This window comes from Mycobacterium sp. 134 (assembly GCF_048282715.1).
Lineage (GTDB): Bacteria > Actinomycetota > Actinomycetes > Mycobacteriales > Mycobacteriaceae > Mycobacterium > Mycobacterium septicum.
On sequence record NZ_JBLVUN010000008.1, the window covers coordinates 696,608 to 710,666 of the forward strand.

General features: G+C 67.5%; 13 protein-coding genes. 2 read left to right on the top strand and 11 right to left on the bottom strand.

The genetic code is table 11. The features are described from left to right. Positions 1-3: 3 nt before the first annotated feature. Positions 4-1,287, top strand: a complete 1,284-nt coding sequence (locus tag ACNQVK_RS08265) for a cytochrome P450 (protein ID WP_418029128.1) — start codon at positions 4-6, stop codon at positions 1,285-1,287. Here the strand turns inward: ACNQVK_RS08265 and ACNQVK_RS08270 are convergent. The 9 genes from ACNQVK_RS08270 to ACNQVK_RS08310 all read right to left on the bottom strand — a co-directional run bounded on the left by ACNQVK_RS08270 (position 1,268) and on the right by ACNQVK_RS08310 (position 11,562). Continuing rightward, on the bottom strand, positions 1,268-2,509 hold the full coding sequence (locus tag ACNQVK_RS08270) for an NAD(P)/FAD-dependent oxidoreductase (protein ID WP_418029130.1): 1,242 nt from the start codon (positions 2,507-2,509) through the stop codon (positions 1,268-1,270). The genes ACNQVK_RS08265 and ACNQVK_RS08270 overlap by 20 nt on opposite strands. Continuing rightward, positions 2,506-3,906 carry an NAD(P)/FAD-dependent oxidoreductase gene (locus tag ACNQVK_RS08275; RefSeq protein ID WP_418029131.1) on the bottom strand — a complete coding sequence of 467 codons (1,401 nt, stop codon included), beginning with the start codon at positions 3,904-3,906 and terminating at the stop codon, positions 2,506-2,508. The genes ACNQVK_RS08270 and ACNQVK_RS08275 overlap by 4 nt, the downstream gene beginning before the upstream one ends. Further along, the gene (locus ACNQVK_RS08280) at positions 3,903-5,327 is read right to left on the bottom strand and encodes an FGGY family carbohydrate kinase (RefSeq protein WP_418029132.1); all 1,425 of its coding nucleotides are present in this window, start codon (positions 5,325-5,327) and stop codon (positions 3,903-3,905) included. Before ACNQVK_RS08280 ends, ACNQVK_RS08275 begins: the two co-directional genes overlap by 4 nt. Then, the gene (locus ACNQVK_RS08285) at positions 5,324-6,814 is read right to left on the bottom strand and encodes an amino acid permease (RefSeq protein WP_418029133.1); all 1,491 of its coding nucleotides are present in this window, start codon (positions 6,812-6,814) and stop codon (positions 5,324-5,326) included. Before ACNQVK_RS08285 ends, ACNQVK_RS08280 begins: the two co-directional genes overlap by 4 nt. Positions 6,815-6,900: 86 nt before the next feature. Next, positions 6,901-7,680, bottom strand: coding sequence for a DeoR/GlpR family DNA-binding transcription regulator (locus ACNQVK_RS08290; protein WP_418029134.1), 780 nt, complete (start codon positions 7,678-7,680; stop codon positions 6,901-6,903). 84 nt (positions 7,681-7,764) lie between these two features. Continuing rightward, entirely contained in the window at positions 7,765-9,141 is a 1,377-nt protein-coding gene (locus ACNQVK_RS08295; protein WP_418029135.1) for an aldehyde dehydrogenase family protein, read from the bottom strand. Beyond that, entirely contained in the window at positions 9,138-9,935 is a 798-nt protein-coding gene (locus tag ACNQVK_RS08300) for a carboxymuconolactone decarboxylase family protein (RefSeq protein WP_418029136.1), read from the bottom strand. The genes ACNQVK_RS08295 and ACNQVK_RS08300 overlap by 4 nt, the downstream gene beginning before the upstream one ends. Next, positions 9,932-10,732: a mycofactocin-coupled SDR family oxidoreductase gene (locus ACNQVK_RS08305; RefSeq protein WP_418029137.1), complete on the bottom strand. Its 801-nt coding sequence runs from the start codon at positions 10,730-10,732 to the stop codon at positions 9,932-9,934. Before ACNQVK_RS08305 ends, ACNQVK_RS08300 begins: the two co-directional genes overlap by 4 nt. Continuing rightward, positions 10,732-11,562, bottom strand: a complete 831-nt coding sequence (locus ACNQVK_RS08310; protein ID WP_418029138.1) for a mycofactocin-coupled SDR family oxidoreductase — start codon at positions 11,560-11,562, stop codon at positions 10,732-10,734. The genes ACNQVK_RS08305 and ACNQVK_RS08310 overlap by 1 nt, the downstream gene beginning before the upstream one ends. A gap of 86 nt (positions 11,563-11,648) precedes the next feature. Between ACNQVK_RS08310 and ACNQVK_RS08315 the strand changes: the two genes are divergently transcribed. Then, positions 11,649-12,221: a TetR/AcrR family transcriptional regulator gene (locus tag ACNQVK_RS08315; RefSeq protein ID WP_276130113.1), complete on the top strand. Its 573-nt coding sequence runs from the start codon at positions 11,649-11,651 to the stop codon at positions 12,219-12,221. Here the strand turns inward: ACNQVK_RS08315 and ACNQVK_RS08320 are convergent. Continuing rightward, positions 12,218-12,988, bottom strand: coding sequence for an alpha/beta fold hydrolase (locus ACNQVK_RS08320; protein ID WP_418034039.1), 771 nt, complete (start codon positions 12,986-12,988; stop codon positions 12,218-12,220). The genes ACNQVK_RS08315 and ACNQVK_RS08320 overlap by 4 nt on opposite strands. 53 nt (positions 12,989-13,041) lie before the next feature. Next, positions 13,042-13,953, bottom strand: a complete 912-nt coding sequence (locus ACNQVK_RS08325) for a LysR family transcriptional regulator (protein ID WP_418029139.1) — start codon at positions 13,951-13,953, stop codon at positions 13,042-13,044. Positions 13,954-14,059 lie beyond the last annotated feature (106 nt).

Sequence of the window (14,059 nt, forward strand, 5' to 3'; positions counted from 1 at the left end):
GCCATGACCGATCTCGCCTCCGTCGACTACTTCGCCGACCCGGCCGTCGCGCAGGATCCCTACGAGTACTACGAGTACCTGCGCGGCAACGGACCGGTGTTCGCCGAACCGCACCACGGTGTGGTCGCGGTGACCGGCTACCAGGAAGTCATGGCGGCCTTCAAGGACCATGCGTCGTTCTCGGCCGTGAACGCCATCGGCGGTTTGTTCCCGCCGTTGCCCTTCGAACCCGAGGGTGACGACATCGGCGAGCAGATCGAGGCGCACCGCCATCTGTTCCCGATCCACGAGCACATGGTGGTGATGGACCCGCCGCAGCACGAGCGGGCCCGCTCGCTCCTGAGCAAGCTGCTGACGCCGCGGCGGCTCAAGGAGAACGAGGACTACATGTGGCAGTTGGTGGACCGCCAGCTCGACCGGTTCATCGACAACCGAAGATGCGAGTTCCTCTCCGAGTACGCCAAACCCTTTGCCACCTCGGCGATCATCGACCTGCTGGGCGTTCCCGGGGAAGACCGTCCCGAATTCCTTGCCGCACTGGGCGCCGAGCGGCCGGAGGGCAACCGCGTCGGGGCCCTCGACGGTGAGCCCGTCGGGCTCGACCCCCTGCAGTATCTGGACGACAAGTTCGCCGGCTACCTCGCCGAGCGCAGACGCGAGCCACGCGGCGACGTGCTCTCCGGCATGGCCACCGCCACCTATCCCGACGGCTCCACCCCAGAGCTACTGGAAGTGGTGAAGCCCGCCACGTTCCTGTTCGCCGCCGGTCAGGAGACGGTCACCAAGCTTCTCAGCGCCGCCGTGCAGACCTTGGGCGACCATCCGGAATTTCAACAGGCGCTGCGCGAAAACCCGGACGGCATACCGACTTTCATCGAAGAAGCGCTGAGGATGCACTCTCCGACCAAGATCGATTTCCGGCTCGTCCGCAAGACCACCACCCTCGGTGGGGTGCACCTGAAGGCCGGGACCATCGTCATGCTGTGCCTGGGCGCGGCCAACCGCGATCCCCGCAAGTTCGACGATCCGCACGAGTTCCGTCCGGATCGCAAGAACGTCCGTGAACACATCGCTTTCGGCCGGGGCATCCACACCTGCGCCGGGGCGCCGCTGGCCCGGGTCGAAGGGCAGATCACCGTCCGTCGCCTCCTGGACCGGATGCGGGACATCGGGATCGATGAATCCGCCCACGGCCCGGCCGGACGACGGAACTACACCTACGAGCCGACGTTCCTGCTGCGGGGCCTCACCGAACTCAACATCACGTTCACCCCAGCGAAAGGCTGACCGGCCCGCCGCGGTGATCGACCGCGTCGAGGATGCTGGACGGCACCCGGAACACCCGGCCCGGTGACGCCGGCCACGGCAGGGTCTTGCGGCCGACGACCTTTCCATCCTGGCGGGCCACCACTTTCGGGATACGCACCAGGGTGTCGGTCCACAGCAGCAGCCGGTGCCGCGCGGGCGCCGGATCTCCCGGCCGCAGCAGACCCGGGGCGACCCAGCGCAACGGGGCCACGGCCTCGATGCGGATCGCCTGGTCCGGCGTCGGTGCACCGCCGAGGTAGCGACGCACCTGCGAGGCCACGTGACGGCCATCGAGCGCGGCGATGTCGGCGGTGTCCACCGGGTGCAGCAGATTGCCGATCGCGAACACTCCCTCCCGGCTGGTCCGTAGCGCGGTGTCGACGACCGGCCCCAGGCTGCTCGGGTCCATGGTGAGGCCGGCGGAGCGGGCCAGCTCATGGTCGGGAATCCAGTCGCCGGTGAAGACCACGGTGTCGCAGGCCACGATGCGGCGTTGTCCGGTCCTCGTGTTCTCGACCTCTACGCCGACGACGACGCGCTTGCCGACGATGCGGGTCACCCGGGTAGTGGTGGCGACCTCGACGTTCATCAGCGGGGTCCGGCCGGCGATGTTGAACATCGCGTAGGACTCGGGTGACGGGTACTCGCTTGTCATCAATGCGGTTTCGCATCCTGCGTGCTTGAGGGTGAGCACTGCCGAGTAGCTGACCAGTTCGGCCCCGACGACGACGGCCCGCTTGCCCACGCCGCGGTGCTGCAGGTGCACGGTGTTCTGCAGCTGCCCGGTGGTGTAGATGCCACCGGGCCGGTCGCCGGGGATCATCCTGGCCGGGCGGGCCCGTTCGCGGGCGCCGGTGGCCAGGATGACCGCACGTGCGTCGAGGCGTTCGCGCCCTGAGGGCGCGGTGAGCTCAAGGGACCTGTCGCCGGCCCAGCCGGTGACCATGGTGGCCGTACGGATCTCGGCCCCGGCCGCCGTGGCCTGGCGGACCAGGCGACGCGCGTAGGCCGGCCCGCCGATGAACGTCTTCATATCGCGGATGCCGTAGCCCGGATGGTCGCTGTGCCGCGGAATGCCTCCGGCCTCGGACTCGCGTTCCAGCACAACCACATTCAGATTTGAATCGCGCGCCAGCTCGGCCGCGGCGGTCAGGCCGGCGGGCCCGCCGCCGATGATCGCGACGTCGTAGATGCTGCTCACTGCTTGCTCTCCTGAGATTCCCGCTCGAAGACGGACTGCACCTCCGCACCGCAGAAGAAAGCCTGGCAGCGGCCGTTCATCACGCGGGTGCGTCGACGCAGGCCTTCCAGGGCCGCGGGTGGGATGACGGAATGGCAGGCATCGCGCAGTTCACCTTCGGTGACCCGTTCGCAGAAACACACGATCCGGCCGTAGGCGGGATCGGTGGCGATCTTCTCGGCCTGCTGATAGGGACGGGGGAACGCCTCGCCGAGGTTGGGCATCTGCGGCGGGTCGGGCAGATCGGCGGCCGGGGTCAGCTCAAGGCCGGCCGAGACCAGTTGATCACGGGCGTATTCCGCGATCGCCATGCCCGCGGTCAGGCCGGTGGACCGGATACCGCCGACCAGCAGGTAATGCTGCGCCGGATCGGCCTCGATCAGGTAGTCCCCGTGGTCGATCGCGGCGCGCAGCCCGGCATAGGTCGCGGTGACCTCCTCGGCAAGGAGCCGGGGCATCAGCGCGCGACCCTTTTCCAGCAGGAACTCGAATCCGCTCTCCGAAGTGCCGGTCGCGCTGCGGTCGGTGAGGTCCTCGGAGGTGGGGCCGAGCATGACATTGCCGTAGATCGTGGGGCTGACCAGAACTCCCTTGCCGCGCGAGGTCGGTACCGGCAGCACGATCTTGTCGACCAACGGCCGGGCCAGCTTGTCGTAGACGATGAGCTCGCCGCGGCGCGGGGTCACGGTGAACCGTGAGAAGCCGAACAGGTTGTCGATGACGTCGGCACCCAGGCCGGCCGCGTTGACCACCCATCGCGTGCGCACCGTGCCCGCGGAGGTGTGCAGCGTGGTGAGCTCGGCACCGGTCTCGACGCGCTCCACCCGGTGCTCGGTCAGCAGGGTGGTGCCCCGGTTGACGGCGTCGGTGGCCAGCGCGAGGTTGACCGTCCAGGTGCAGATGATCGACTCGTCGGGCACCGTGAGCCCGCCGAGGACGCCCGGACCCAGGTCGGGAACCGCGGCGTACACGATTGCGGAATCGACGATCTCGCACCGGTGATACCCGTTGGCCTCGGCCTTCTCCTTCAATCCCGGTAGGGCATCGAGCTGTTCGTCGTCCCAGGCCACCAGGATGGCGCCGGTGTGCTCGACCGGGATCCCGGTGTGGGCCGCGTAGTCGGACAGCAGTTCGTAGCCGCGGCTGACCATGGTGGATTCCAGCGTTCCGGGTTTGGCGTCGAACCCGGTGTGCAGGATCGCCGTGTTGGCCTTGCTGGTTCCGTCGCCGACATCGTCGCGGGCTTCGAGCAGCGCAACCGACAGTTGGTATCCGGACAGCTCACGCGCTATGGCTGAGCCGACGATGCCGGCTCCGATGACCACGACGTCAAAGGCGTCGGAGGTCGGGGTGTTCATGAATTCTCCTGGTGATACGTGGTTTCGGCCAGCTCTCGCCAGGCCGAGCGGAATTCGGCGGCACGCGCCGGGCTCCAGCGGGGTTCGTAGCAGGCCGACGGGGTCCAGTCGGCGACGACGTCGGACACCGACTTCTCGGGCGCGAGGCTGAGCCGCGCCAGCGCGGCAGCGCCCAGCGCGGTGGCGTGCGCCGAGGGATACACGTCGACGGGCACCTGCAGGATGTCGGCGCAGGCCTGCATCAGGACCGTGGCCTGGGTGAGCCCGCCGTCGACACGGAGCCGGGTCAGCGGCGGTGCGTCGGTGTCGATCGCCGACACCAGTTCGGCGACCTGTGCGGCGATGCCCTGCAGTACCGCCAGCACGATGTGACCGCGCCCGGTCGACAGGGTCATACCCGAGATCGTCGCGGTGGCTTGCGATTTCCACCATGGCGCGGCAAGGCCTGCCAGCGCGGGCACGCACATCACCCCGCCGTTGTCGGATTCGGCAATGGCATCCATCTCCGCGGCTCCGCTGATCACGCCGAGCGTGGTGAGCCATTTGACGGCCGATGCAGCGGTGTAGACCTGGCCGTCGATGCAGAACGAGTCGATGCCGCCGACCCGCCAGGCCACCGACGAGGTCAGACCCGTGGTCGAGCGCACCGGGGTGGTCCCGGTGTTGGACAGCAGGAACGCACCGGTGCCGAACGTGCACTTGGCCATGCCCGGTTCGAGGCACGCCTCGGCCAGCAGTGCGGCCTGCTGGTCCACCACGATGCCGCCGACCGGGACATCCGCTCCGAAAGCCGATGTGGTGCCGATGATCTCGTCGTTGGCGGCGATTCGGGGCAGCCGCTCGCCGTCCAGTCCGAACAATGCGAGCAACTCGTGGCTCCAGTCCCGGCCGCCCAGTTCCACGGCCGCCGAGCGGCTGGCGGTCGTGGCGTCGGTGACGAACTCGCCGGTGAGCTGGTGCAGCAGCCAGGTATCCGAGGTCGTCACGACGCCTGTGGACTCGACGTTGCGGCGCAGCCAGGCCATCTTCGGCGCCGAGAAGTAGGGGTCGAGCACCAATCCGGTTCGGGCGGCGAGCATGTCGGCATGCGCGTCGAGGTCGGCGCACAAGGCCTCGGCCCGGCGATCCTGCCACACGATGGCCGGGGTCAGCGCCTTGCCTGTAACGGGATCCCAGGCCAGCACGGTCTCGCCCTGATTCGCCAGCGAAACCGCGTCGACAGGGCGGCCGGCCTCGTCGAGGGCGGCGCGTCCGGCGCCGAGCACGGACTCCAGCAGTTCTGCCGGGTCCTGCTCGACGCCGCCGCCGTCGAGGTAGCGCGGGTGGACAGCGACCTCGGCAACGCCTACTACACCCTCTTGGGGATCGACGACGATCGCCTTGGTGCCCGAGGTGCCTTGGTCGATGGCCAGTACCGTCATTTCACGGCATCCTCGGTATCGCCTGCGACATGGTCCAGTTCGGCGTCGATCGAGGCCAACTCGGGCATCTTCAAACCCTCCTTGCCGCGGGTGACCAGCAGGTAGCCGAGGTAGACGGCACCGATGGCCACCATTGCCAGGACGTACAACCAAGGATCCTTGAAGGACGCGTCGCGGAACAGCGACAGTTCGAACACCAGCCACACCACGGCAACCACCAGGACCGGAACCTCCCAGCGGCCCAGGCTGAATCCGCCACTGGCCGGGAGCTTCTTCCGGGTCGCGATGTAGAGCGCGATGGTGATGGCGTAGATGGATGCGGGCAGCAGAGTGGCCGCGGAGAACAGTTTGAACAATGCGTCGGTGCTGGTCGAGAAGATCCCGAGGATCACCGCCGAGGTGGCTGCCATGAACACGGTGGCATTGGCCGGGGTGCGGAACCGCGGCGAAACCTTGTGCAGCAATTGCCATCCCGGGAAACGCTGATCGCGCGACATCGCCCAGACCAGGCGCACGCCGCTCATCAAGATCACCAGGCCGCAGGCGAAGATCGCGATCGCCACCAGCACCAGCAGCGCGGTGCCGACGAAGGAGCCGAGGATGTCACGGATCACGTCGGCGATCGGGGTGCCCGACTGGGCCAGCGTGGCCGGATCGTTGACGGCGGCGGTCACCACCAACAGGAACAGGAACCCCAGCACGCCCGAGGCCAGCACGGCCTGCCACATTGCGCGCGGCACAACGATTTCGGGCGTCTTGGTTTCCTCGGCCAGATTCGCGGCGGACTCGAAGCCGACGATGGTGAAGGCGCCGAGCAGGAAGCCGAGCATCCACGGGCCCACCGAGGTGGCGGTGCCGAAGCTCCAGTACCCCTCGGCCGGGATGTCACCCCGGGAGAACAGGTTGCCGACCGACAGCTTGTGCGCGACCACACCGACGATGAACAGCAGGACCACCAGGGCGACCATCCCGATCAGCTCCGCCGTGACGGCGAAGTTGTTGACCCGCTCGGTCCACTTGGTCGACAGCCCGACCAGCAACGCCTGCAGAAACAAGACTGCGGCGGTGATCTCGAATGACGTCAACGGGGTTCCGGTGAAGTCGAACAACGCCGGCACCACGGTGGCGGCCACGGTGTAATCGACCGCGACGACGACGATCGCCAGGAACGTGAACGAGATCCACCCGGTGATCCAGCCGAGGATCGGGTTGGCCAGCCGCGACACCCACTGGTACGCGTAACCGGTCACCGGGATGCGGGCGGCCAGCGAGCCGAGCAGCAGGGCCACCGCCACCTGGCCGACGATGACGATCGGCCAGGTCCAGATGCCCATCGGGCCGGAGCTGTTGAGCACGCTGCCGTAGGTGGTGAAGATGCCGGTGGCGATCGAGACGAACGCGAAGGCCACCGCGAACGAGGCGAATTTGCCGGTGCCGCGTTCCAGGGTCTCGGTGTAGCCGTACGGCGATGTGGAAGAATTTGTCATAGATCGGGCTTTCTGAGGGAAATTGACTGTTTCGCGAAGATGAGGCTCGGTCCGCGGGCGACGCTGCAACGTCGCCCGCACCCGTTTCAGGCGCTTGCCGGCCGCGCCGGCATGACCACACCTCCCGTCTCCTCGAAAGCCGCTGCAACGGCCGGGTCGGTGTTCTGGTCGGTGATCAGTCCGTTGACCGCGCTGAGATCGCAGACCCGGTAGGGCGCCACCTGCCCGAGCTTGGACGAGTCGGCGAGGATGTAGCTGCGCGCGCTGTTGGCGATGATCGTGCGGCGTACGTCGATCTCGTCGAGATGGAAGTCGGTGAGCCCGGCCGCCGCGTCCACGCCGCCGGAGCCGAGCAGGGCGATATCAGCGTAGATGTCGGTGAAGAACGCCTTGGTGTGTGCGTTCGAGCAGGCCAGGTCGCCGGCCCGGACCCGTCCGCCGGCCAGCAGCAGCTGGATTCCGGGGCGGTCGGCCAGCTCGATCGCGACCGGCAGCGAGGGGGTGATGACGGTGCCGGTGAAGCCGCGGGGGATGGCGTGGGCGACGGCGACGGCCGTGGTGCCGATGTCGATGATCACGGTCTGCCCGTTTTCGAGCAGTCCCGCAGCCACCCGGGCCAATTGGGCCTTGGCCTGGTGCCGGATCATCGTGCGCTCGGAGTACGGCGGCTCGATGGGGCGGTGGTCGGCTACCGCGGCGGCGCCGCCGTGAACCCGGCGCAATGCTCCGCGCTCTTCGAGAAAGGCCAGGTCGCGGCGGACCGTCTCGGCCGATACCCCGAGGCGGCGGACGAGTTCGTCTGTGCTGACCGCCTGCGCGGTGCCTACCGCATCGACGATCGCCTCATGACGCTCAACCGGCAGCACGGTTGACCGTCAATGTGGATTTCTGACCGAACATGACGGTTAGTGTGGAGTGTTGTCTGGCTCACGTCAACCGGAGCCGGGAAATCAGCGCACAGCGATCCGGATGTTCTTCACCTGCTGGAACTCGTTGAGGCCCTCGATGCCGCCGGTGCGGCCCGAGCCGCTCTCCTTGTAGCCGCCGTAAGGGCCCTGCGGTGAGATGTCGCTGAACTGGTTGATCCACACAGATCCGGATTCGAGCCGGCGGGCGACTCGGTGCGCGCGGTTGAGGTCCATCGTCTGCACGAAGGCGTTCAGCCCGTACGGCGTGTCGTTGGCGATCCGTACGGCCTCGTCCTCGTCACGGAATCTCATCACCGAGACCACCGGACCGAAGGTCTCCAGCTGCGCGAGTTCCGAGGCGTTGTCCACCCCGCCGAACACGGTGGGCTCGATGTAGAAGCCGTCACGGTCGATCCGTTTGCCGCCCAACAACAATTCGCCCGCCCCGCTGGACGCGGCGGTGTCGACCGCGGCCAGGATCCGGTCAGCCGCGGCCTGGCTGATCACCGGTCCGAACGTCGTCGCGGGATCCATCGGGTCACCAATGCGGGCGGCGCCTATCACTCCGAGGAACTTCTCCAGGAATTCGTCGTACACCGCGTCGTGGACGAGTATCCGGCTCGCGCACGCGCAGCTCTGCCCTGATTGCATGAGCGGGCCCTGGTGCGCCGACAACGTGGCGGCGAGGTCGAGATCGGCGTCGGCGAAGATCAGGTTGGCGGACTTGCCGCCCAGCTCGGTGACCACTGGCGTCAGATTCGTTGCGGCGGCTTGTAATACCTTGCGCGCGGTGGCGCCGCCCCCGGTGAACGCGATCTTGCCGATACCGGGATGGCGCACCAGGGTGTCGCCACCCGCCGCGTCGGCGGGGACGACGGTCACCAGCCCTTCGGGCAATCCCGCCTCCAAGCACAGCTCTCCGAAACGCAGCGCCGCGAACGGTGCGAGCTCGGAAGGCTTGAGGACGACGGCGTTGCCGGCGGCCAGCGCCGGGGCGGCACACGATCCCGTGACGACCAGGGCGCCGTTCCAGGGCGTGATGACGCCGACGACGCCGTACGGCTCGCGCTCGACGAGGTTGATGTCGAACGACCCGTTGACCGGAGTCGTCACCCCGTGCGGCTTGTCGGCGTAACCCGCGAAATGCCGCAGGAACCGCTCGAGGAGCAGCGCGGTGCCGGCGAACGAGATCGGTACCGCGTAGTCGGCCACATTGAGTTTCGCGAGCTCGTCGAGGTGCTCGTGCACCACGTCGGCCAGGTCGATCAGCAGGTCCCGGCGGCGGTCGACGGTGAGCGAGACCCATTCCCGCTGCGCTTTGGCCGCCGCCGCGACCGCCTTGTCGATCTCGGCGGGCCCGGCCAGGGACACGGTTCCGTTCGGCCGGCCGGTGGCCGGGTAGATGTGCTCGAAGGTCATGCCTCGGCTTGCTCCTCGGCGAGGATCCGCTGCTTCTGCTCGCCGATCACCTGATTGAGATTCGCCGCCTTGGGCCAGCCGTAGTAGGCCGCGAAATGCAGTGCCAGCTCGTCCATTTCCTCGAACGAGACATCACGGCTCTTCAGCGCGGCATAGACGTGGCTCAGGATCGGCAGCGGGGCATCCTGAAATGCCACGCAGGCCACCGTGACCAGGCGCCGTTCCTTCATGCCGAGTCCGGGGCGCAGCCACATCTCCCCGAATACGAAGTTGAGGATGCCTGCCCCGGAGTAGGGGTTGTCGCGGGTCGGGGCGAAGGGAATGCAGTTGATGTCCCGGAAGGACTGCTCCCCGCAGACCAGTCGTTCCTCCGGATCGCTCGGTGTGGGCAGCGGCAGGAGCGGCTCCGGTGCGGGTGGTGTCAGGCCGCGCTCGCGGTGGATGCGGTCCCACTGCTCGTCGACCACGATGTTGAACCGTGAGGCCTTGGGCCACCCGGCGTACACCGCGAAATGCAGGACGGTTTCCCGCATTTCGACGATGGACACCTCACCGCTGTTGAGCGCGGCGTATACATGGTCACGCAAGGGGCCTTCGGCGTCGGCCGCCGCGACGCACGGCAGCGTGACGAAACGCCGGTCCCGGCGGGTTAAAGCGGTACGCGGCCACACCTCTGCGAACACGAAGTCGATGAGGTTGGCAGTCGCCGGACTCTCGTCGGACGGCGCCTCGAACGTCATCACCTCGGCGAACTCGCGCCTGCCGCGCTCGGTCCGCGTATCGGACGCGGTCATCGGATCGTCACCCCGGCATCGACCTTGAACTCCAGGCCGGTGACGTGCCGGGCTTCGTCGGAGATCAGGAACAGCACCGCATTGCTGATGTCCAGCGCCTCGGTCATCTGGATCGGCAGCGCATTCTGGAAGATCGGCCCCAGGTCTTGACGGGTCTCGTGGAGCAGGGTGTGCAGGCTGTCGGGACGAAGCCCGGTGGCGACTCCGGTGGGATGCACGGTGTTGACCCGAACGTTGACCGCGGCAAGCTCATTGGCCAGGGCGCGGCTGAGGCCGACCACACCGTGTTTGGAAGCCGTGTAGGGCGTGTGCAGCGGTGAGCCCTTGAGTCCCGCCACCGAACTGACGTTGATCAGGCTGCCACCGCGCTCCACCAGATGCGGCAGTGCGGCCGAGCAGGTGTTCCAGGTGCCGATCAGGTTCACGTCCACGACCGTGCGCCACTGCTCCGCGGTGGTGGTGTCCCAGGTGCCCGCGGTCAGAACCCCGGCGTTCGCCACAGAGGCGTCCAGACCGCCGAGCTCTGCCACCCCCTCGGCGACCGCGGCGCTCAAGGCTGCACCGTCGCGCACGTCGACCACATAGGTCAGCGCCTGACGGCCGAGTTCCCTGACCAGGTGGGCGGTTTCGTCCAGATCGTCGCGGGTGGCCAGCGGATATTCCACCTCTGGCAGCGATTCGCAGATGTCGACGAGGATCAGGTCGGCGCCTTCCTCGGCCAGGCGTACCGCGTGGCTTCGGCCCATGCCGCGTGCTGCGCCGGTGATCAGCACGCGCTTGCCGGTGACCCGCCCCATCAGAGCTTGTTCGTGAAGCCGGCGTCGACGGGGAGGGTGACCCCGGTGACGTATTTGGCAGCATCGGACACCAGGTAACTGATGGTCGCGCTGATGTCCTGCGGCTCCAGCATGGATACCGGCATCGGGTTCTGCAGGTGCACACCGCCGTCTGGGTAGTTTTCCAGGAACGCCGTCATCGCCGGGTTGATCGCCATCATGGTGTTGACCGCGGTGGGGTGCACTGTGTTGACCCGGATGCTTTGCGGGGCAAGGGCATTGGACAGGGTGCGCATCAGCCCGACGATGCCGTGCTTGGATGCGGCGTAGCCCAGGCCGCCGCCCTGTAGGCCGCCGAAGCCGCGAAGCCCGGCGGTCGAACTGGTGAAGACGATCGATCCGCCGCGTCCGCCCTCGATCAGGTGGGGGATCGCGGCCTTGGCGGTGTGGAACGAGCCGACGAGGTTGACGTCGATCACGTCGGTCCACATCTCGAGGTCTTCTTCGATCGTCAGCTCGCGGAAGGCCATGGTCGCGATGCCGGCGTTGGCGAGCACGATGTCCAGGCGCCCGAACTGTTCGACTCCCGCGTCGAGTGCCGCCTTGAGCGCGTGGAAATCGCGGACGTCGGCAACGGCGGCGACCATCTTGCCGCCCGCGGCCTCTACGAGCGCGACCGTCGCGTCGAGCTCATCGCGGCTTGCCATCGGGTAACCGTTGGATGGGATGTCTTCGCAGATGTCCACGCCGATGATGGCCGCGCCCTCAGCGGCGAGTGTCACCGCGTGGCTGCGGCCCTGACCTCGGGCCACCCCGGTGATGAAGGCGACTTTTCCGTCCAGATTTCCCATTGATCCTCGCTTCGCCGAATGGCTGTAACCGTGTTACAGCGGTACGGTAACGTGGTTACTCTCCGGCGGCAAGGGTGTTTTCGACAGTGACTGAGACAGTGACCGAAGAGCGTGATCGGATCCTCGACATCGTCGTGGACCTCCTCGAGACCGAGGGCTATGACGCGGTGCAGCTGCGTGAGGTGGCGCGCCGGGCCAAGACCTCACTGGCCACGATCTACAAGCGCTACTCCACCCGCGATGAGCTGATCCTGGCAGCGCTCGATACCTGGATGGCCGAGAACCGCTACTCCGGGGTGGCCGGGCAGACGCGTGACCCAGGGGAGTCCCTGTATGACGCGATGATCCGGATGTTCCGCACCATCTTCGAGCCGTGGGAGAAGCACCCCGACATGCTCAGGGCCTACTCGAGGGCCAGGGCCGCGCCGGGCGGTGACCGTCTGGTGCGCCGTGGTCTCGACGCCGTGATGCCTGCGGGTCTGTCCATCCTCGCCGGCGTGGACGAGGCGTTCGTGCACGACTTCGACAACATCCTGACCAGCCTGGTGTTCGGTCTGGTCGGTCGCTTCACCGCGGGCGAGATCGCCATCACCGAGATCCTGCCCACCCTCGACCGGACCATCTACTGGCTCACGGCGGGGTACGAAGCTGGGCGCTAGCTGATCTGAGCGTCGATGAACGCGACGATATCCGCGGCGACCTCGCGGTGTACATCCTCGTTGAGGATGTCGTGGCGGCCGCCCGGAAACTCCTTGAACTGCAACGCTTCTATCTGTTCGGAATAGGCCTTCACCGCACCGGCCGGGGCGATGACGTCGGCCGAGCCGTGCAGGGCCAGCGTCGGCACCGTGAGCTCGGGTAACTCGGCGCCGAACCGGTCCCAGGCCCGGTCCAGTTCGCGGGTGAGGGCGGTCCCGTCGGCGTCGACGAAGGCAAGTGGATCGTTCTCCAGGGCGTCCAGGTAGAACGGGTCGGACGAGAGCCAGTTCGGGTCCAGGTCCAATTCGGTATCCGTATCGAGCATCTCGGGGATCGGAACCAACGGGGCGCCGGAGATGATGCCGGCCCGGTACCGGCCGGGTGCACCGAGCAGCCGGAACAGGGTCACCACCGAGCCGAACGAATGTCCTTGTGCCACCAGCGGTATGCTGGCGCTCTCCTGCTCGGCGAGGGTGGTCAGTGCCTCGGCCAGTGCTGAGCTGTCCTCGATGCTGCCGAAGTCGCCCCGGGTGCCCGGCGTCAGGCCGTGCCCGAACTGATCGACCGCCCACAGGTCGATGCCCGCGGCGTTGAGCGCGAAACCGTACCGGTGGTAGACCCCGGTGTGCTCACCGAACCCGTGCAGGAAGACGACGGCTGCGCGGGGTTCGGATGCGGCCCAGTGCCGGTAGTAGGCGCGCCCGCGCTCGTGCTCGATGAATGGCATACCGCTCACTGCAGCAATATCGGGGCCGGACCGCAAGCATTCTTCTCATCGGGTCAACGAATGCCGAGCAGCACATCGTGTTGGTCGGCCATCCGATCCTGGATCGCCTCGACCACTGCGGCCACCACCGGGCGGCGCAGCGTCTCGGCCCGGGCCACCAGCCAGTAGCTCAACCGAACCGTCAGTTCCGCGGGCAGAACCCGAACCAGATCCTCGTGCCGGTCGGCCATGAAACACGGCAGCAGCCCCAGCCCGGCAGCGGCGCGGGTGGCCTCGACGTGGACGAACACGTTGGTGGACGTCACCGATTCGTGCATGGCCGGTGCATAGCTGGTGGCCATGTCGAGATCGTCGACCTGCAGCATCGAATCGATGAAGTAGACCAACGGGAACCGGGCCAGGTCCGCGATGTCGGAGGGGGTGCCGTGTTCGGCGAGATAGGAACGCGCGCCGTACAGGCCAAGGCAGTAGTCACCGAGGAGGATCGCCTCGGCCCGTCGTACCTGGGGTGCGCCCACGACGATCTCGAGGTCCAGGCTCGACCGCTGTTGGGAGGCGCGGCGGGTGGCGGTCACGATCTCGACGGTCAGGCGAGGGTGCCGGCGTTGCACGTGGGCCGCCGCCGGGGCGGCGATGTAGGCGCTGAAGCCGTCCGTCGCCGAGATCCGGACCACCCCCTCGAGTTGCCGGGCGCCGGTGGTGCTCAGGGTGGATACCGCGGACTCGACGGCCTCGGCGGCGGCCAGCGCCTCGCGCCCGAGGTCGGTGAGTTCCCACCCGCCGCCGGCCCGGGTCAATACCCGGCCCCCGATGGCCTGCTCCAACGCGGCGATACGCCGCGAGATCGTGGTGTGGTTGATGCCCAGCTCATCGGCCGCGGCGGTGTAGCGGCCGGACCGGCCGACCGCGAGCAGCACGAGCAGATCGTCCGCGCTGGGGCGACCGGGGCGTTGCGGACCGTCCATTTCTGCATTTTTGCAGACTGCTCGTGCGGTTTTACCCATTGCGGCGAGTTCGGCGTGCATGAATACTCACGAAAGCTGTAAGGGGCATCACAGTGTTGAGCAATAA

Coding starts and splice junctions, on each gene's coding strand:
- ACNQVK_RS08265 (WP_418029128.1), top strand. CDS start 4: ATGACCGATCTCGCCTCCGTCGACTACTTCGCCGACCCGGCCGTCGCG.
- ACNQVK_RS08275 (WP_418029131.1), bottom strand. CDS start 3,906: ATGAACACCCCGACCTCCGACGCCTTTGACGTCGTGGTCATCGGAGCC.
- ACNQVK_RS08280 (WP_418029132.1), bottom strand. CDS start 5,327: ATGACGGTACTGGCCATCGACCAAGGCACCTCGGGCACCAAGGCGATC.
- ACNQVK_RS08285 (WP_418029133.1), bottom strand. CDS start 6,814: ATGACAAATTCTTCCACATCGCCGTACGGCTACACCGAGACCCTGGAA.
- ACNQVK_RS08295 (WP_418029135.1), bottom strand. CDS start 9,141: ATGACCTTCGAGCACATCTACCCGGCCACCGGCCGGCCGAACGGAACC.
- ACNQVK_RS08300 (WP_418029136.1), bottom strand. CDS start 9,935: ATGACCGCGTCCGATACGCGGACCGAGCGCGGCAGGCGCGAGTTCGCC.
- ACNQVK_RS08305 (WP_418029137.1), bottom strand. CDS start 10,732: ATGGGGCGGGTCACCGGCAAGCGCGTGCTGATCACCGGCGCAGCACGC.
- ACNQVK_RS08310 (WP_418029138.1), bottom strand. CDS start 11,562: ATGGGAAATCTGGACGGAAAAGTCGCCTTCATCACCGGGGTGGCCCGA.
- ACNQVK_RS08320 (WP_418034039.1), bottom strand. CDS start 12,988: ATGCCATTCATCGAGCACGAGCGCGGGCGCGCCTACTACCGGCACTGG.
- ACNQVK_RS08325 (WP_418029139.1), bottom strand. CDS start 13,953: ATGGACGGTCCGCAACGCCCCGGTCGCCCCAGCGCGGACGATCTGCTC.